Genomic DNA, 17,375 nt, shown 5'->3' with positions numbered 1-17,375 from the left:
TCCCTATCCGCGGCCCAGCCCGACCCGGGTGACGACATCCCACCGGTACGAGAAGTCCCGGTGCTCCAGCGCCACCAAGGCGACCTCCGTCACCGGAAATGTGATGCGCTCACACTCCCCGGCGCGGAGGCTCTGCCCTTCGGATTTCGGGTAGGCGATCGTGATGTGCGGCGGGGACGACGAGTCGCGCACAGGCGCGTCCGGGAGTACCGACAGCGTCGCTGTCCGGATCGCGTCGCGCAGGGCAGTTACCCGGTCCCCGGGTGCGACGGCGAAGCCGAGTGCGCCGTGAAGGTCGATGGTTCGGTCGATTGTCAACTCCAACGGAGCGAAATTCCGGCAGAGATGTTCCGCGCTCGCGGCGATGGCTTCGAGTTGTTCCCGTGTGCTTTCGCCGCAGCGCGCAATGCGATCCAGGGTGAGGTGCAGCCAGGCCGTGGGGGTCGGAGCGAAGTGCGCCTCGTTCGCAATCCGCCGACACTTTTCGGCCAATCTGTGGAGATTCCGCTGGTGCTCGAAGGTCAGAAACCAATAATGGCCCAGCGATTCAGCGCGGCCGTATCGCTCGGGTGCGCTACCCATCCGACGCACCGCTACCGGTCGCCAAGACCTCTTCGAGTGCTCGAAGCTCGGGAACCTCACCCCACCTGCCCGTGGCATCCCGGAGGAACTCCGCACCGCGATGCCGAACCTGTAGCATCGGCACGCCCCGAGCAGGTTCGAGCGCTTCGCGTAGGTAGTGCGCAGCCGCCTCCAGATCAGCCGATTCACCGAGCACCTGAGCCCGTGCGACATCGATCAGAATGAGCGAACGCCCCCACGGCGAATCGTCCGGACTCATCTCCGTCAACGCCTGGGTCGCGTATCGCTCCACCCGTTCCGGATGTAATAACGACAGGTAGGCGGTCGCGGCATTGCCGGCGACCTGCGACGGGCTGTAGCTGCCGAGACAGATACTGGATGGTGAATCGGCCGATTCTTCAGCCCACCGGTGACCGAAGGCCGCGCCGATAGCGCGGTGTACTCCTTGGGCATCGCCGAGCCGCCCTTTCGCCCGCGCGACACCATTCGCCGCCAACCGCGCACTCTGCGGTCCGCCCGCTGCGTGAATCAGCCCATCCTCGGCGAAGGCCGAAGCCCGCTCATAGCTACCGGCGTAGTACTCACAGAAACTCTGAATTCCTCGCACCCATGCTCGAAGGTTCCCGGACTCCGCGTAGTCCCCCAGCTGAAATGCCTCCTCAGAATATGCCCTGGCCAGCGGGAAGTTATCGCAGCCGACCGCGGTGTAGGCCAGAAGCCCCGACGTGTGGCAGGCAATCTCGAACAACTCGATTCGCTGTCGTTGGTCACCGCATTCATCGAGGAGCCCCTCGAGCCAAGTTCGCTGCTTCCGCAGAGCAGGCAGCAATGCGGCCGGAGCGAGCGTCTCGTACCCCGCGATCGTGCGGTAGGTGCTGTTTCGAATACCTTCGATGACATCGGGGTCGATCGACCGGCTCAACTTCTGCAGGCGGCCGAGCACGCTGAGCAGTTATTCCGAGATGCCGCGGCCACCATCCACTGCTTTTTCGGCACTCGCACTCGCATTCGCAGACGGCATACGGCGATGCCTCGCACGCCACGCTACTTCACCCTCACCGACGATCTCCGCGAAGCGAGCGCGGTCTTCGGCCGTGGCGCGCTGCCCATAGGTCGTATCGAGAATGGACTGAATCTTCGATCGGGGCGTGACCGCACTCAGTCCGGAACGCCAATTGTTGATCGTGGTCGTTTCGATGCCGAGCAGCGCGGCGAACTCCCGAATCGAGTGACGCATCGCCTCCTGCAAGGCGACCGCCTCGAATCCGGTCCATTCACGCCCTCGCATCATCGCCCCACCTCACAAACCGGCACTGGACAGGATGAACACCCACGCAACGCAGACCGTACCCCACCACAGCTCTCTATCGCCCGAAACGTGTTGTGCGGCAATGTCGAAGCTGCATCCGGCACCGGGCTGACGCCGACGCCTCGGCGCATCGATCCCGCAGACATCGTCGGGGTCGGTGGCTACCGCCCTCGGTGCCGGATGCACCTTCCGATGCCTGCGCAAGGAACTCGTCATGGGCGACACCGCCCCACGACACCGCCACATCCGCGTCGAGTTCGGCCCCCTCGAGCTGAACTACGCGGCCGATGCCGAACAAATCTCCGATGTCGCTGCCCAGCTGAGGCGAAGTTGCCAGGATTTGGTCATTACCGTGGACGACGATTTGCGAGCCGACCTACCGCCACTGCCGTGCGCCGAACTCTGGGATTGAGAAGGTTCGGAGGAAGAGCGCGTGCCACCGATCGCTACCGACCTCCCTCAGCCAGGGATGGCCATGCCTGACCAGGACAGAACTGCGCCAATGATGGTCGGGGTGACAGGATTTGAACCTGCGACCCTCCGCTCCCAAAGCGGATGCGCTACCAAGCTGCGCCACACCCCGTGACCTCGGGCGGGCGCCGAGGGGTCCGTCCGTGGAGCGGGTGACGGGAATCGAACCCGCACCATCAGCTTGGAAGGCTGAGGTTCTACCATTGAACTACACCCGCAGGCATACGACATCAATGGGATCGCCACGATGTCGTGTGCGAGCCGACTGTACCGAACGGCGGACCGCTTGCGCCAATCACGGGTGCGGCGGCAGCCGCGTCAGGGGGGTTGACGGGCGGGCGGGCATCGGGCGGGCTCCGAAAAATAAACAGCAGTATGTTCCCGGAAATCGAGGCGGTTTCGGGCAATGCGAGCAAACATGGAGGCACGACCCGATCCGGCGGCGCCGGAGCGGGTCGGCCAGCATCGTCGGAGCGTGATCGGCAGGGGAAGCATGGGGAGTTCCGCGCACGTCGCCGGGGGCGGAGCCCGGCGCGCGCACCCCGTGCGGTCGATGGCGGTGGCGCACTCCGCACACCCGGGGGCGGCGGGGCGCGCTCCGCCGGGTGAGGAAGCGCGAACCGCCGGCCGCGATCGAGCAGCGAACAATAGGCTCTTATGTCACGCGGAGGTCACGGCGGTGTCATACTCTCCCCATCGCCATTACGCGGTGCCGTGAACCCCGACAACCATTGTCAAGTGGCGTTTTTCGGTGCCGAGTGGCTTGCTAGGATCCTTTTTGCCGGACGGGGGTATCTGGAAAGGGGGCGGTGAGCGTGCACCGAACTCGGTGGACCCGACCGCATAGCAGTGGGCTCTATCGGGGTGACGCAGGTACCTGTGGCACGGGCTTCCACGTCACCCATCGCCGGTGATCTCGATGTCGACCTTCGAGCCACCGGTCGCCGTCATGGCCAGGGCATGGGCGCAGGCGATCTGCGCCGAGCCGGGGTCGAGCACGACCGTGCGCCAGGTCGAACCGAAGCTGACCGAGATCATCCAGCGGCTGCTGTACCTGGCCGGGTCGGAGCCGTTCCCGGTGCGGGAGGCGCGCAGGCTCGGCGCCATCCTGGCCGAGGAGCCCTTCGAACGCACGCGCATGCTCGCCCAGGCCACCCGCTGGCTGCTCGGCTTCCCGTCGGGCACACCGGGTTCCCTGGTCGCGACGCGCTGGCCGCTGGTTGCCAGCCAGGCCATCGACAGCTATGCGGCGACGCTGCAGGAACGCGCGCTCGCCCAGGAGAAGGAGAAGCAAGAAGCCAAGACGTCGCATCGGATGCGCGAGATCGCCGCGCTGCAGCACCGGCTGCGGCACGAGGCGACGCACGACGCATTGACCGATCTCGCCAATCGCACTTTGCTATTGGACCGGGTCCGCGCCATCGCGGCCGACCGCAGCAAGGGCATCGGTGTGCTCGTCGTCGACCTGGACCGCTTCAAGCAGATCAACGACGGCTACGGCCACGCGGTGGGTGACGAGGTCCTGGTCGCGCTCTCCCGCAGGCTGCGCGAGGTGAGCACCCCGGAGATGATCATCTGCCGGTACGGCGGCGACGAATTCGTGCTGGCCGGCAGCGTCACGCCGTCCGCGCTCACCGAGCTCGCGACCGTGATCGTCGGCGCGCTGCGCGAACCGGTGTGGTCCAGCGCAGGCCCGGTTCCGGTCTCGGCGAGCGTCGGCACCGCCTACAACCTGCCGGGCACCCCGTGCGACTTCACCGAGCTGCTGAGCCGCGCGGACGGCGCCATGTACTCGGCGAAGACCGCGGGCGGGCGGCGCTACGCCCCTGCGGATGCCGGCGGCAACGACCTCGGCACCGCCGTCGCCGGCTAGCCGGGCTGGCATCCGGGGCACCAGAACAGATTTCGCGCCTCGAGCACGGCGTGCGCGATGGGGGTCGCGCAGATCCGGCAGGGCTCGCCCTGCCTGCGGTAGACGTAGGTGCGCGGCCGGTTCGGGCCGTAGGCGGGGGCGCCGTGGTCGTCCCCGGGGCGGATGACGACGATCTTGCCGACTCGCACCCCGACCCGCATGAGCGCGACCAGATCCGTCCACATGGCCGCCCACTCCTGCGCGCCCAGCTCGGCGCCGGGGCGGAAGGGCGAGACGCCGTGCCGGAAGAGCAGCTCCGCGCGGTAGATGTTGCCGATCCCGGCGACCACCCTCTGATCCATCAGCAGCGCGCCGATCGGCCTGCGCGAGCGGTGGATTCGGTCCAGCGCGCGGGCCGGGTCGGCGCCGCGGCGCAGTGGGTCGGGGCCGAGCCGGTCGGCGAGCGCGGCGACCTCGGCCCGGTTCAGTACCTCGCAGGCGGTCGGGCCGCGCAGGTCGGTGCCGAACCCGGCGGCGCCGACCATGCGCATCCGCACCTGGCCGGTCGGCTCGCCCATCGGCAGCGGCACCTCGGTGAAGACGCCGTACAGCCCCAGGTGCACGTGCACGGCGAGGCCGGACTCGTAGTGGTGCAGCAGGTGCTTGCCGTACGCCTCGGCGCGGGTCAGCACCTGGCCGTCGACCAGCGCCGCACCGGCGGCGAAGCGGCCCTGCGGGCTCCGGACCCGCACCGGCGCACCGGCATAGCGCGTCCGGTGCAGCTTCGCGAGCCGGTGCAGGGTGTGGCCCTCCGGCACGGGGTCAGGAGGCGGGCAGCGCCGGCGGAACGCCGGTCTTCTCGTACTCGGCCAGGATGTCGATCCGGCGCTGGTGCCGCTCCTCGTCCGACCACGGGGTGCTGACGAAGGCGTCCACGATGGCCAGCGCCTCCTCCGCCGAGTGCATGCGGCCGCCGATGCCGATGAGCTGGGCGTTGTTGTGCTGGCGGGCGAGCTGCGCGGTCTCGACGCTCCAACCGAGGGCGCAGCGGGCGCCGGGCACCTTGTTCGCGGCGATCTGCTCGCCGTTGCCGCTGCCGCCGAAGACCAGGCCGAGGCTGCCCGGATCGGCCACGGTGCGCCGCGCCGCCTCGATGCAGAACGCGGGGTAGTCGTCGAGCGCGTCGTACTCCAGGGCGCCGCAGTCGACGACGTCGTGCCCCGCCTGCTCGAGGTGGGCCTTCACGGTGTTCTTCAGCTCGAAGCCGGCATGGTCGGCACCCAGGTATACGCGCATGGCAGCGATTGTGTCAGGCGCGTTTCCGCGGCCGCACGGGGGCGGGTCGGGCCGTTCCTGCCTAGAGTTCTTCGCATGCAGCCGTACCATCCGCCGCCGTCAGCGCCCGCGCCGCGCGGGCTCTCGCCCTTCGGCCTGCCCGCCAGGCACACCTGGGAGATCCCGCTGCTGGTGGTGGTGATCGTGGTGACCGTCATCGGGTATCTGATCGCGCTCGCCGTGCTGGTGGCGGGCAGCGTCAACCAGTACGTGCTGCTGATCGCCGGGGCGCCGATCGTGGTGTGGTTCGGGCGCGGCGTGAACTACGCGTCGCAGCGGGTCGGCGCGGTCAAGATGTCGCCGACCCAGTTCCCCGATGGCTACCGCCTGGTGCAGGAGGCCGCGGCGCGGTTCGGGATGAAACAAGCGCCGGAGGCGTACGTGCTGCTCGGCAACGGGCAGATCAACGCCTTCGCCTCCGGGCACGGGTTCCGGCGGTACGTGGTGGTGTACAGCGATCTGTTCGAGATCGGCGGCGCGGCGCGGGAGCCGGACGGGCTGGCGTTCATCATCGGGCACGAGGTCGGGCACATCGCGGCCGGGCACGTCTCCTACTGGCGGCAGCTCGGCATGTTCCTCGCGCCGTTCCTGCCGCTGCTCGGCTCCGCGCTGATCCGCGCGCAGGAGTACACCGCGGACAACCACGGGTACTGCAACCGGCACACCGGGGCGGCGGGGGCGATGGGCACGCTCGGCGCGGGCAAGTACCTGAACTCGTCGGTGCGGTTCGACGAGATGGCGGATCGAGCCGCCTCGGAGCGGGCGTTCTTCATCTGGCTGGTGAACGCGCTCTCCTCGCACCCGGTGCTGACCTGGCGGATGTGGGCGCTGCGGGATCGGAGCAGGCACGGGAAGTTGTTCTGGTGGCCGGCGGCGCCGGTGCAGCCGCCGTACGGGGCGGGGCCGTATCCGCCGCCGTACGGTGCGGTGCCGCTGGGCAAGGGGGACGCGCCCTACGGAGCGGGGGCGCCGTATGAGACGGGAGCCGGGCAGTACAGCACCGGGGCTCAGCCGTATGGCCGGGGGCCGGGGACCCCCTACGGGGGCGCGAGCCCGTACGGAAACCCGTACGCAACGGGACCGTCGTGGAGCGCCGTGCCGCCGTGGGGCCAGGGCGGAACGCCGCCCTCCGGTGCGGGGTACGGGGATTTCGGCGCGACGGCGCAGTGGCGCCCCGGCGCGCCCGCGGCTCCCGGCAGCGTCGGCGACGGCGGATCAGCCGATCCCGGCACGCCGGGGAACACCGGCCCGGACGGCGCGGGTCCGCCCGGCTCCGGCACGACGGGAAACACCGGCCCCGGCGGCGCGGGTCCGCACGACTGACTGCGGCTCCACGGGCCGCACCCCGCGGCCCCGGCGAACCGGAACCCGCCGCTCAGTCGAACTCGGGCCCCTCGTGCCTGCTCCGCTTGAGCTCGAAGAAGTGCGGGTAGGAGGCGAGCGCGACGGCGCCGTCCCAGACCTTGCCCGCGTCCTCGCCGCGCGGGATGCGGGAGAGCACCGGGCCGAAGAAGGCGACGCCGTTGATGTGGATGGTCGGCGTGCCGACGTCGTCACCGACCTTGTCCATGCCCGCGTGGTGGCTGGCGCGCAGCGCCTCGTCGTACTCGGTGCTCCCGGCCGCCTCGGCGAGCTCGGCGGGCAACCCCAGCTCGGCGAGCGAGTCGGCGATCACGGCGGCCAGCGACTCCTCGCGGGTCTCGCGCTCGTACTCGTCCTTGCGGTTGTGGATGCGGGAGCCGAGCGCGGTGTAGAGGTCGGGCAGGATCTCGTCGCCGTGCTTCTGCGCGGCGGCGATCGCCACCCGGACCGGCCCCCACGCGCTCTTCATCATCTCGCGGTACTCCTCGGGCAGGTCCTTGCCCTCGTTGAGCACCGCGAGGCTCATGACGTGGAAGCGGGCGTCGATATCGCGCACCTGCTCCACCTCGAGGATCCAGCGCGAGGTGATCCAGCACCACGGGCACAGCGGGTCGAACCAGAAGTCGGCAACATCCTTGCTCACGGTCGGAGTCCTTCCACAGCTTCGGTCGCGGTGGCGCGCGCCACCCTCTCCAGCAGCAACCACCCCGGGTGGCGAATCGTTCCCGAACCGCGCCGCGATTCCCCGGCTCGCGCGCGGCGACCGGCACTAGGGTGGGCGGGGTCGCCGCCAGGCCCTTCCACCGTGAGGAGTCCGTCATGACCTCGGATCGTCGTTTCATCGTCGTCGGCGCAGGTCTCGGCGGTGCGGGTGTGGCGAAGGCGCTGCGGGACAACGATTTCGACGGCCTGATCACGGTGATCGGGGCGGAGGAGCAGCTGCCCTACGAGCGCCCGCCGCTCTCCAAGGAACACCTGGCGGGCGACAAGCCGTTCGCCGAGTTCACCGTCGCGCCGGAGGCCTGGTACCGCGACCACCGGGTCGAGCTGCTGCTCGGCACCGAGGTGCGCGCGATCGACCCGGCCGCGCACACCGTCACGCTGCCGGACGGGTCCACGCTCGCCTACGACAAGCTCGCGCTGGCCACCGGCTCCCGCCCGCGCACCCTCGACCTGCCGGGCGCGGACGCCCCGAACGTCTACACGCTGCGCACCATCGACGACTCCGACACGCTGCGCGAGCTCTTCGCCGGCGGCACCCGGCGGCTCGCGGTGATCGGCGCGGGCTGGATCGGGCTGGAGGTGGCGGCGGCGGCGCGCAACGCGGGCGTCGCGGTGACCGTCGTGGAGAACGCGGAGCAGCCGCTGCTCGGCGTGCTCGGCCCGGAGATGGGGGCGGTCTTCGCCGAACTGCACCGCGAGCACGACGTCGACCTGCGGCTGAACACCGGCGTCGCGGAGATCACCACCCGGGACGCAGGCGCGATCACCGTCGCGACCGGGCTGCGGCTCGACGACGGCACGGAGATCGAGGCCGATGCCGTGCTGATCGCGGTCGGCGCCGTCCCGGAGATCGGGCTGGCCGAGGCGGCCGGGCTCGACACCGACGGGGGCGTCCTGGTCGACGAGCACCTGAGCACCAGCGACCCGGACATCGTCGCGGTCGGCGATATCGCCGAGCAGCAGCACCCCGTGCTCGGCGGCCGGATCCGGGTGGAACACTGGGCGACCGCGCTGAACCAGCCCGGGGTCGCGGCGAAGACCATGCTCGGCCGGGAGGCGAGCTACGATCGGATCCCGTACTTCTTCACCGACCAGTACGACCTCGGCATGGAGTACACCGGCTACGTCGCGCGCGGCGCCGCCGAGCGGGTCGTGGTCCGCGGGGACACCCGGGCCAGGGAGTTCGTCGCCTTCTGGCTGGACGGCGAGAACCGGGTGCTGGCCGGGATGAACGTCAACGTCTGGGACGTCACCGACCGGATCCGCGAGCTCGTCGCCGCGGGCGAGCCGGTCGATCCGGAGCGGCTGGCCGACACCGCCGCCGAGCTGTGACCCGAACCGTGTCGAGCGGGCGCGATCGGCTCCGACCATGCTGTGAGCGCGCCCGCCGGGCGCCCGCACCGAGGAGCGAACCGTGAAGTACATGCTGTTGAAATCGCACTCCCCCGCCGCCTACTGCGGCACCGCGCTGTCCGGGTGGGACCCGGCGGACATCGCCGCGCACATCGACTTCCAGCGCACGCTCGGCGCGCAGCTGGCCGCCACGGGCGAGCTGGTCGACGCGCAGGGGCTGGCCGGGCCGGAGCAGGCGCTGGTGGTGCACTCGGACGGGCGCACCGCGCCGGTGGTCACCGACGGGCCGTTTCCGGAGACGAAGGAATTCCTGGCCGGGTACCTGGTGGTCGACGTGGCGAGCCGGGAGCGCGCGGTGGAGATCGCCGCGCTGATGTCGGCCGCGCCGGGGCCGGGCGGTGCGCCGATCGGCGAGTTCATCGAGGTGCGCGCCGTGATGTCCGCCGGGCAGTGAGGGCGGGGCAGCCGCCCGAGCTCGAACTGCTGCTGCGCGAGCTCGCCCCGCAGGTGCTCGGGGTGCTCGCCCGGCGATCCGGCGATTTCGGCGCCGCCGAGGACGCGGTGCAGGAGGCGCTGATCGCCGCCGCGACCCAGTGGCCGGACGAGGGGCTGCCGGACAATCCGCGCGGCTGGCTGCTCCAGGTCGCCCAGCGGCGGCTGGTGGATGCCGTGCGCGCCGAGGTCGCCAGGCGCAGGCGCGAGGAGGCCGTCTTCGACCGGGAGGTCACCGACGCCGAGGTGCCCGCCCGCGACGACACCCTCGCCATGTACGTGCTCTGCTGCCACCCGGCGCTGCCGGAGGCGGCGGCCGTCGCGCTCACCCTGCGCGCCGTCGGCGGCCTGGAGACCAGGGCGATCGCCGCCGCCTTCCTGGTGCCGGAGGCGACGATGGCGCAGCGCATCTCGCGCGCGAAGAAGCGGCTCGCCGGGCTGCCGTTCGTCCGGCCGGACCCCGCGGCCCGGCGGGAGCGGCTGGAGCCGGTGCTCCGGGTGCTGTACGTGATCTTCACCGAGGGCCACACCGCCAGCGCGGGCGCCGAGCTGGACCGCCCCGATCTGGCCGCCGAGGCGGTCCGGCTGACCCGCGCCCTGCACCGGCTGCTGCCGGACGACCCCGAGGTCACCGGGTTGCTCGCGCTGCTGCTGCTCACCGATGCCAGGCGGGGTGCGCGCACCGGGCCGCACGGCGAGCTGATCCCGCTCACCGAGCAGGACCGCGGGCGCTGGGATCGCGCCATGATCGGCGAGGGCGTCCGGCTGGCGACCGCGGCGATCGGCGCCGGGCTGGGCGGGCCGTACCGGATCCAGGCGGCCGTGGCGGCGCTGCACGCGCAGGCGCTGCGGGTCGAGGAGACCGACTGGGCGGGGATCCTCGCGCTCTACACCGTGCTGGAGCGGGTGGCGCCGAGCCCGGTGGTCACGCTGAACCGCGCGGTCGCGGTGGCCATGGTGCACGGCCCGGCCGCCGGGCTGGCGGCGACCGATGGGCTGGCGGCGGCCTTCGCCAGCAGCCACCGGCTGGACGCGGTGCGCGGGCACCTGCGCGAGATCGCCGGTGACACCGCGGCCGCCGTCGCGCACTACGACGCGGCCGCGGCGGCGACCACGAGCACACCCGAGCGCGACTACCTCACGCTGCGCGCCGCCCGGCTGCGGCATACTGCTGGACCGTGAGCGAAACGTTCAGCGCGGGCGTGCTGCTGTACCGGGAGTCGGAGGCGGTCACCGAGGTGCTGCTCGGGCACATGGGCGGGCCCTTCTGGGCGAAGAAGGACGCGAGCGCCTGGACGCTGCCCAAGGGTGAGTACGACCCGGACGGCGAGGACGCGCAGGCCGCCGCCGCGCGGGAGTTCACCGAGGAGCTGGGGCTTCCGGTGCCGGAGGGCGAATGGAGCTCGCTCGGCGCGGTGCGCTACCGCAGCGGACGCAACCACAAGAACCTGACGGCCTGGGCGGTGCGCGGCGAGCTGGATCCGGCGGCGATCGTGCCGGGCACCTTCGACCTGGAGTGGCCGCCGCGCTCGGGGAAGATCACCGCGTTCCCCGAGCTGGATCGGGTGGAGTGGTTCGACCTGGCGACCGCACGGGAGAAGCTCGGCTCCGGGCCGCGGCCGTTCCTGGACCGGCTCGCGCGGCACCTGGGCGGCGAGCCGGGCTGATCCCGGCCCCGCGGCGCGCGGGCCGCGGTGCCGGTCAGACCGGGACGCCGGCCCAGGCGCGGCCGGTGACCAGTTCGTACGCCTGCACATACCTGGCCCGCGTCGCCTCGACAATATCGGCCGGGATCTCCGGCCCGGGCGGCTCCCTGTCCCACCCGGTCGAGGTGGCCCAGTCGCGCACGAACTGCTTGTCGAACGAGCGCTGCGGGCGCCCCGGCTCCCACTCCGCGGCGGGCCAGAAGCGGGACGAGTCCGAGGTCAGCACCTCGTCGCCGAGGGTGAGCACGTCGCCGTCCCAGCCGAACTCGACCTTGGTGTCGGCCACGATCACGCCGTGCTCGGCGGCGTGCGCGGCGCCGCGGGAGTAGATCTCCAGGGTCAGGTCGCGGAGCCGCTCGGCGACCTCGCGGCCCTCCTGGTCGACCACCTCGGCGAAGGTGAGGAACTCGTCGTGCCCGGTATCGGAGATCTTGGTGGTCGGGGTGAAGATCGGCTCGGGCAGCCGATCGCCCTCGCGCAGCCCGGCGGGGAGCCGCACGCCGGAGACGGCGCCGTCGCGCTGGTACTCGCGCAGCCCCATGCCGACCAGGTAGCCGCGGGCGATGCACTCGACCTGGACCATGCGCAGCGGCTGCACCCGGATGGCGCGCCCGGCGAACTCGGCGGGGACGTCGGTGGTGGAGAGCACGTGGTTCGGGATGTCGCCGAAGAACTCGAACCACCAGTTCGAGAGCTGCGTGAGCAGCGCGCCCTTCTCCGGGATCGGGGTGGGCAGTGACACGTCGTAGACCGAGACCCGATCGGAGGCGACGAGCAGCAGGGTGTCGCCGTCCTCGTACAGGTCCCTGACCTTTCCGGCGTGCACGTGCTTCACTCGGACCTCCGTCGCAGGTTGTGGACAACACCTTATTTCGTAGGGTGAAAACTACAGACAGTGGCATCGTTGCAGTCACCCGAACCCAGAAGGAGCACTGTGTCCGCACCCAACCTGACACGCGACCAGGCGATCGAGCGCGCCGCGGTGGTGCAGGTCGAGAACTACCGCATCGACCTCGACCTGACCGACGGCGCGGGCAAACCGGGCGAGGGAACCTTCCGCTCCCACACCGTGATCACCTTCACCGCGACCCCGGGTGCGAGCACCTTCGTCGACATCGTGGCCCGCTCGGTGCGCTCCGCCGTGCTGAACGGCACCGCGCTCGACGTCAGCGGCTACGACGAGTCCGCCGGCATCGCGCTGACCGACCTGGCCGAGCGCAACGAGCTGGTGGTCGAGGCCGACTGCGAGTACTCGCACACCGGCGAGGGGCTGCACCGCTTCGTCGACCCGACCGACGGCAGCGTCTACCTGTACTCGCAGTTCGAGACGGCCGATGCCAAGCGCATGTTCGCCTGCTTCGACCAGCCGGACCTCAAGGCCACCTTCGACGTCACGGTCACCGCCCCCACCGACTGGCAGGTCATCTCCAACGGCGCGGGCGCCGCGCGGGAGAGCGCCGCGCCCGGCACCCATGTCTTCGCCACCACGCCGCGGCTGAGCACCTACCTGGTGGCGCTGATCGCCGGGCCGTACGCGCAGTGGACCGATGCCTACACCGACGAGCACGGCACCATCCCGCTCGGCATCTACTGCCGCTCCTCGCTCGCCGAGTTCATGGACGCCGAGCGGCTCTTCACCGAGACCAAGCAGGGTTTCGCCTTCTATCACAGCAACTTCGGCGTCCCCTACGCCTTCGGCAAGTACGACCAGCTCTTCGTGCCCGAGTTCAACGCGGGCGCCATGGAGAACGCGGGCGCCGTCACCTTCCTCGAGGACTACGTCTTCCGCTCCAAGGTGACCAGGGCCTCCTACGAGCGCCGCGCCGAGACCGTGCTGCACGAGATGGCGCACATGTGGTTCGGCGACCTGGTCACCATGAAGTGGTGGGACGACCTGTGGCTGAACGAGTCGTTCGCCACCTTCGCCTCGGTGCTCTGCCAGGCCGAGGCGACCGAGTACACCAGCGCCTGGACCACCTTCGCCAACGTCGAGAAGTCCTGGGCGTACCGGCAGGACCAGCTGCCGTCGACGCACCCGATCGCCGCCGACATCCCCGACCTGGCCGCGGTCGAGGTCAACTTCGACGGCATCACCTACGCCAAGGGCGCCAGCGTGCTCAAGCAGCTGGTCGCCTACGTCGGGCTGGAGCCGTTCCTGGCCGGGCTGCGCGCCTACTTCGCCGACCACGCCTACGGCAACGCCACCTTCGGTGACCTGCTGGCCGCGCTGGAGAAGTCGTCCGGGCGCGATCTCTCCGGCTGGGGCGCGCAGTGGCTCAAGACCACCGGGCTGAACATCCTGCGACCGGAGTTCGAGGTCGGCGCGGACGGCGCCTTCACCTCGTTCGCGGTGGTGCAGGAGGGCGCCGCGCCGGGCGCGGGCGAGCAGCGGGTGCACCGGCTCGCCGTCGGCGTCTACGACGAGCAGGACGGCAAGCTGGTCCGTACCACCCGGATCGAGCTGGATCTGGAGGCCGCCGAGCGCACCGGGGTGCCGCAGCTGATCGGCGTCCCGCGCGGCAAGTTCGTGCTGGTCAACGATGACGACCTGACCTACTGCTCGGTGCGGCTGGACCCGGATTCGCTGGACGTGCTCGTCAACCGGATCGCCGATATCGCCGAGCCGCTGCCGCGCACGCTGGCCTGGTCCGCGGCCTGGGAGATGACCAGGCAGGCCGAGTTCAAGGCCCGCGATTTCGTCGCGCTGGTGCAGCGCGGGGTCGGCGCGGAGTCCGAGATCGGCGTGGTGCAGCGGCTGCTCATGCAGGCGCACGCCACGCTGGCCTCCTACGCCGAGCCGGAGTGGGCGAGCAGCACCGGCTGGCCGGACTTCGCCAACCGGCTGCTGGAGCTGGCGCGCGAGGCCGAGGCCGGCTCGGACCACCAGCTCGCCTTCGTCAACGCGCTGGCCGCGGCGCGGCTCTCCGCCTGGCACACCGAGGTGCTGCGCGAGCTGCTCGACGGCGATCCGGCCGGGGTCGGGCTGCCCGGGCTGCTGGTCGACACCGATCTGCGCTGGCGAATCGTGGCGGCGCTGGCCGCGGCGGGCGAGCTCGACGCCGACGGCACCGAATCGCCCGCCATCGACAAGGAGCTGGCGGGCGACCCGACCGCGGCGGGCAAGCGGCAGGCGGCGGCCGCCGCGGCGGCGCGGCCGATCGCCGAGGTCAAGGCGCAGGCGTGGGCGACCGTCATGGAGGACGACGCGGTGCCGAACATCACCGCGCGCGCCATCGTCGGCGGGTTCGCGCCGACCGGGCAGGGCGAGCTGGTCGCGCCGTACCTCGACCGCTACTTCGGCGATATCGCGCGGGTGTGGGAGCGGCGCTCCAGCGAGGTCGCGCAGACCGTCGTGGTGGGGCTGTACCCGTCCTGGGTGATCACCGAGGAGGCGGTCGCCAAGGCGGACGAGTTCCTCGCGGGTGATCACCCGCCCGCGCTGTACCGGCTGGTCAGCGAGGGCAAAGCCGGTGTCGAGCGCGCCCTGCGCGCCCGCGCCTTCGACCGGGAGTAGAAAACGCGTCCGGCGCGGTCCCGAACGGGACCGCGCCGGACGCGAGAGAATGCTGCCGCGCAGTTTAGGCCGACCGCCGGCCAGCCGGTGAGCGCCACGAGAACGCTCAGCCGAGACGTCTACTGCGCCCGCGCGGAACCTCGCCCGTGCCGGCGCAGAACCTTCCAGTGCGCCAGCGCCGAACCCTCCCCCGTGCCAGAGGGGAACCCTCGCGGCGCGCCAGCGCAGAACCTCGCGGCGCGCCAGCGCAGAACCTCGCGGCGCGCCAGCGCAGAACTTCCCGCCGCGCCAGCGCGGAACCTGCCCGGCGCGGTAGCGCCGAAGGACACGGCCGCGTCAGCGGCCGATGGCCGCCGCCATGACTCGGACGGCGGAGACGAGACCGTCGATCAGCTGCCCCTGGCGGAACGAGCTGGAGGCGGCGGTGACGCCGAGCTGGCAGACCCGGTCGTTGGCCCGGTCCTCGATGTCGTGCCCGGAGCGCACCTCGATGGCGCGGTCGTTGGGCGAGACCGCGATGAGCACGGCTCGCTCCGGGTCGGGGACGGTCGGGAGCAGCGCGTCCGCGCCCGCCGCCGGATCGCCGCCGAGGTCACCGATGAAGACGGTGAACCGGACCCCGGTGGCCCTTGTCCCCTCGATGAGCGCGTTGTCCAAGGCGACCAGCTCGTGGTCGGAGAACGGCGCCCGCCGGAACTCGGTGCCAGGCTCGTGCACTCCGGAGACCCGGCCGCTGCTGGTCAGCGCGTACCCGTGCGGCAGGTCGGTCTCGACCACCGCGGGCCACTTAGAACTTGCCACTTGCCCGGCCTCCGATCAGTTCCGCGGCGGCACCGTGCCCACCGTGGTGCCCGTGCCCGATCACCTCGTCGGTGGCACTCCACAGCACCGGCTCACCCGTCCACGGCTGACCGAGTTCGTAGCGCGCCGGCTTCTCGCCGGGCAGCGGCTTGCCGAGGTACGACAGGCCGGCGATCGCACCGTAGATCACCAGCGGAACGCCGCCGAAAATCAGCACAGTCTCGAGAATGCTCACGGCTCCAAGATATCCGATCCTGTGTAGTAGTTCTTCCTCCGACCCACCGTCAGACCAGCCAGGCGGCGGTATCCGGCGGCAGCGCGCCGTCCGCGAGCGGCCCGCTGGCCAGCAGCAGCTCGCCCGTCGGCAGCGCGATCGGGGCGTTCGAGGCGTTCAGTACGCAGGTCAGCCCGCCCGGCCTGCGCACCGTGACGGTGTCGGCGTGGCCGTCGAGCCACTCCAGCCCGTCGGCCGCGAACTCCGGCCTGCTACGGCGCAGCTCGAGCGCGGCGCGGTAGAACGCGAGCACGGAGCCGGGCTGCGCCAGCTGCGCCTCGACGGTGCGATCCGCCCACGCCGCGGGGATCGGCAGCCAGCTCTGCTCGCCGTCGGTGAAGCCGAACGGCGGCGCGGCACCGGACCAGGGCAGCGGCACCCGGCACCCGTCGCGGCCGCGCTCGGTGTGCCCGGAGCGCTCCCAGACCGGGTCCTGCAGCACCTCGTCCGGCAGGTCGTCCACGTTGGGCAGCCCGAGCTCGGCGCCGTTGTAGACGAAGACCACGCCGGGCAGCGCGAGCTCGAGCAGCGCCATCGCCCGCGCCCGCGCGACGCCGGGCGCCCCGCCGCCGTACCGGCTGACCTCGCGGTCGATGTCGTGGTTGGAGAGCGTCCAGGTGGGGGTCGCCCCGACCGGGGCAACCGCGGCCAGCGAGTTCTCCACCGCGTCGCGGATGTCGGCGGCCTCGAAGGAGGTCTCGGCGAGCCGGAAGTTGAAGGCAAGGTGCAGCTCGTCCGGGCGCACGTACTCGCCGAAGCGGACGTTGTCGTCCACCCAGACCTCGCCGATGCTCACCGCGCCGGGGTACTCGTCGATCACCTTGCGGATGCGCCGATGGATGTCGTGCACGCCCGGGTTGTTGAAGCGCGGGTCGTGGTCGTCGTGGACGAGCATCTTGGTATCCACCTTGGCCATGTCCGGCAGCCCGGGCGGCTTGGCCATGCCGTGCGCGACGTCGATCCGGAAGCCGTCGACGCCGCGGTCCAGCCAGAACCGCAGGGTCTGCTCGAAGTCGGCGACGACGTCGGCGTTCTCCCAGTTCAGGTCGGGCTGCTCGGCGGCGAAGATGTGCAGGTACCACTGCCCCGGCCTGCCGTCCGGCTCCACGATCCTGGTCCAGGCCGGGCCGCGGAAGATGCTCGGCCAGTTGTTCGGCGGCTCGGAGCCGTCGGCGCCCCTGCCGTCGCGGAAGATGTAGCGGGCCCGCTCGGGGCTGCCAGGCCCGGCGGCCAGCGCCGCCCGGAACCAGGCGTGCTCGCTGCTGGTGTGGTTCGGGACCAGGTCCATGGTGACCCGGATGCCGCGCTCGTGCGCCGCCGCGATCAGCTCGTCCATCGCGGGCAGGCCGCCGAAGAGCGGGTCGATGTCGCGCGGGTCGGCCACGTCGTAGCCGCCGTCGGCCATCGGTGAGCGCATCACCGGGCAGATCCAGAGCGCGTCGACCCCGAGCTGCTCCAGGTAGCCGAGGCGCTCCCGGATGCCGCCGAGATCGCCGACCCCGTCACCGTTCGAGTCGGCGAACGAGCGCGGGTACACCTGGTAGAAGACGGCCGACTTCCACCAGGGCGTGGACTCTGCGGGGGAAACGGTCATGCCGTCA

General features: G+C 71.2%; 17 protein-coding genes, 2 tRNA genes and 1 pseudogene. 8 read left to right on the top strand and 12 right to left on the bottom strand.

All coding sequences use genetic code 11. From position 1 onward, the window contains the following. Window positions 1-3: 3 nt before the first annotated feature. The 3 genes from LTT61_RS25065 to LTT61_RS25055 are packed head-to-tail and all read right to left on the bottom strand — an operon-like array spanning window position 4 to window position 1,873. Window positions 4-582, bottom strand: coding sequence for a 2'-5' RNA ligase family protein (locus LTT61_RS25065; RefSeq protein WP_233016489.1), 579 nt, complete (start codon window positions 580-582; stop codon window positions 4-6). Beyond that, window positions 575-1,525: a hypothetical protein gene (locus LTT61_RS25060; protein ID WP_233016488.1), complete on the bottom strand. Its 951-nt coding sequence runs from the start codon at window positions 1,523-1,525 to the stop codon at window positions 575-577. Before LTT61_RS25060 ends, LTT61_RS25065 begins: the two co-directional genes overlap by 8 nt. Before the next feature lie 9 nt (window positions 1,526-1,534). Beyond that, a complete protein-coding gene (locus LTT61_RS25055) occupies window positions 1,535-1,873 on the bottom strand; it encodes a hypothetical protein (protein ID WP_233016487.1) in 339 nt (112 codons plus the stop codon). Between the two features lie 232 nt (window positions 1,874-2,105). Here LTT61_RS25055 and LTT61_RS25050 point away from each other — a divergent pair, with 232 nt between their 5' ends. After that, window positions 2,106-2,303 carry a hypothetical protein gene (locus LTT61_RS25050; protein ID WP_233016486.1) on the top strand — a complete coding sequence of 66 codons (198 nt, stop codon included), beginning with the start codon at window positions 2,106-2,108 and terminating at the stop codon, window positions 2,301-2,303. A gap of 94 nt (window positions 2,304-2,397) precedes the next feature. Here LTT61_RS25050 and LTT61_RS25045 read toward each other — a convergent pair. Then, window positions 2,398-2,474: transfer RNA gene (locus tag LTT61_RS25045), tRNA-Pro, on the bottom strand. A 32-nt stretch (window positions 2,475-2,506) separates the two neighbouring features. Further along, a tRNA-Gly gene (locus LTT61_RS25040) sits at window positions 2,507-2,580 on the bottom strand. 701 nt (window positions 2,581-3,281) lie between these two features. Here LTT61_RS25040 and LTT61_RS25035 point away from each other — a divergent pair. Next, a complete protein-coding gene (locus LTT61_RS25035) occupies window positions 3,282-4,235 on the top strand; it encodes a GGDEF domain-containing protein (RefSeq protein WP_233016485.1) in 954 nt (317 codons plus the stop codon). Here the strand turns inward: LTT61_RS25035 and LTT61_RS25030 are convergent. Then, window positions 4,232-5,032, bottom strand: coding sequence for an Fpg/Nei family DNA glycosylase (locus tag LTT61_RS25030; RefSeq protein ID WP_233016484.1), 801 nt, complete (start codon window positions 5,030-5,032; stop codon window positions 4,232-4,234). The genes LTT61_RS25035 and LTT61_RS25030 overlap by 4 nt on opposite strands. 4 nt (window positions 5,033-5,036) lie before the next feature. After that, complete coding sequence (locus tag LTT61_RS25025) at window positions 5,037-5,510, bottom strand: ribose-5-phosphate isomerase (protein WP_233016483.1); 474 nt, start codon at window positions 5,508-5,510, stop codon at window positions 5,037-5,039. A 75-nt stretch (window positions 5,511-5,585) separates the two neighbouring features. Here LTT61_RS25025 and LTT61_RS25020 point away from each other — a divergent pair. After that, window positions 5,586-6,464 (top strand): annotated as a pseudogene (locus LTT61_RS25020) (M48 family metallopeptidase); the annotation flags it as partial. A gap of 460 nt (window positions 6,465-6,924) precedes the next feature. Here LTT61_RS25020 and LTT61_RS25015 read toward each other — a convergent pair. Next, window positions 6,925-7,554: a DsbA family protein gene (locus LTT61_RS25015; protein ID WP_233016482.1), complete on the bottom strand. Its 630-nt coding sequence runs from the start codon at window positions 7,552-7,554 to the stop codon at window positions 6,925-6,927. A 176-nt stretch (window positions 7,555-7,730) separates the two neighbouring features. Here LTT61_RS25015 and LTT61_RS25010 point away from each other — a divergent pair, with 176 nt between their 5' ends. The 4 genes from LTT61_RS25010 to LTT61_RS24995 all read left to right on the top strand — a co-directional run bounded on the left by LTT61_RS25010 (window position 7,731) and on the right by LTT61_RS24995 (window position 11,146). Next, window positions 7,731-8,966 carry an NAD(P)/FAD-dependent oxidoreductase gene (locus LTT61_RS25010; RefSeq protein WP_233016481.1) on the top strand — a complete coding sequence of 412 codons (1,236 nt, stop codon included), beginning with the start codon at window positions 7,731-7,733 and terminating at the stop codon, window positions 8,964-8,966. An 82-nt stretch (window positions 8,967-9,048) separates the two neighbouring features. Beyond that, window positions 9,049-9,441, top strand: coding sequence for a YciI family protein (locus tag LTT61_RS25005; RefSeq protein WP_233016480.1), 393 nt, complete (start codon window positions 9,049-9,051; stop codon window positions 9,439-9,441). Continuing rightward, window positions 9,438-10,661, top strand: a complete 1,224-nt coding sequence (locus tag LTT61_RS25000) for an RNA polymerase sigma factor (protein WP_233016479.1) — start codon at window positions 9,438-9,440, stop codon at window positions 10,659-10,661. Before LTT61_RS25005 ends, LTT61_RS25000 begins: the two co-directional genes overlap by 4 nt. Then, window positions 10,658-11,146 carry an NUDIX domain-containing protein gene (locus tag LTT61_RS24995; RefSeq protein WP_233016478.1) on the top strand — a complete coding sequence of 163 codons (489 nt, stop codon included), beginning with the start codon at window positions 10,658-10,660 and terminating at the stop codon, window positions 11,144-11,146. The genes LTT61_RS25000 and LTT61_RS24995 overlap by 4 nt, the downstream gene beginning before the upstream one ends. 34 nt (window positions 11,147-11,180) lie before the next feature. Here LTT61_RS24995 and LTT61_RS24990 read toward each other — a convergent pair whose 3' ends face one another. Beyond that, a complete protein-coding gene (locus LTT61_RS24990) occupies window positions 11,181-12,020 on the bottom strand; it encodes a phosphoribosylaminoimidazolesuccinocarboxamide synthase (RefSeq protein ID WP_233016477.1) in 840 nt (279 codons plus the stop codon). Window positions 12,021-12,119: 99 nt separating this feature from the next. Between LTT61_RS24990 and pepN the strand changes: the two genes are divergently transcribed. After that, on the top strand, window positions 12,120-14,699 hold the full coding sequence (pepN, locus tag LTT61_RS24985; protein WP_233016476.1) for an aminopeptidase N: 2,580 nt from the start codon (window positions 12,120-12,122) through the stop codon (window positions 14,697-14,699). A 336-nt stretch (window positions 14,700-15,035) separates the two neighbouring features. On the opposite strand, the gene LTT61_RS24980 is transcribed toward pepN, so the two are convergent. From LTT61_RS24980 to LTT61_RS24970, 3 genes are read right to left on the bottom strand one after another with little or no spacing between them, the layout of a single operon-like run. Beyond that, window positions 15,036-15,500 (bottom strand): DUF5130 domain-containing protein, encoded by a 465-nt coding sequence (locus LTT61_RS24980; RefSeq protein ID WP_233016475.1) that lies wholly within the window; start codon window positions 15,498-15,500, stop codon window positions 15,036-15,038. After that, on the bottom strand, window positions 15,487-15,735 hold the full coding sequence (locus LTT61_RS24975; protein WP_233016474.1) for a hypothetical protein: 249 nt from the start codon (window positions 15,733-15,735) through the stop codon (window positions 15,487-15,489). The genes LTT61_RS24980 and LTT61_RS24975 overlap by 14 nt, the downstream gene beginning before the upstream one ends. A 49-nt stretch (window positions 15,736-15,784) precedes the next feature. Continuing rightward, entirely contained in the window at window positions 15,785-17,368 is a 1,584-nt protein-coding gene (locus LTT61_RS24970) for a glycoside hydrolase family 13 protein (protein WP_233016473.1), read from the bottom strand. Between the last annotated feature and the right edge of the window lie 7 nt (window positions 17,369-17,375).

It is taken from the genome of Nocardia asteroides, from assembly GCF_021183625.1.
GTDB classification, from domain to species: domain Bacteria; phylum Actinomycetota; class Actinomycetes; order Mycobacteriales; family Mycobacteriaceae; genus Nocardia; species Nocardia asteroides_A.
The sequence above is the reverse complement of the archived record's forward strand: the minus strand, read 5'-3'. Positions and strand labels throughout refer to the sequence as shown.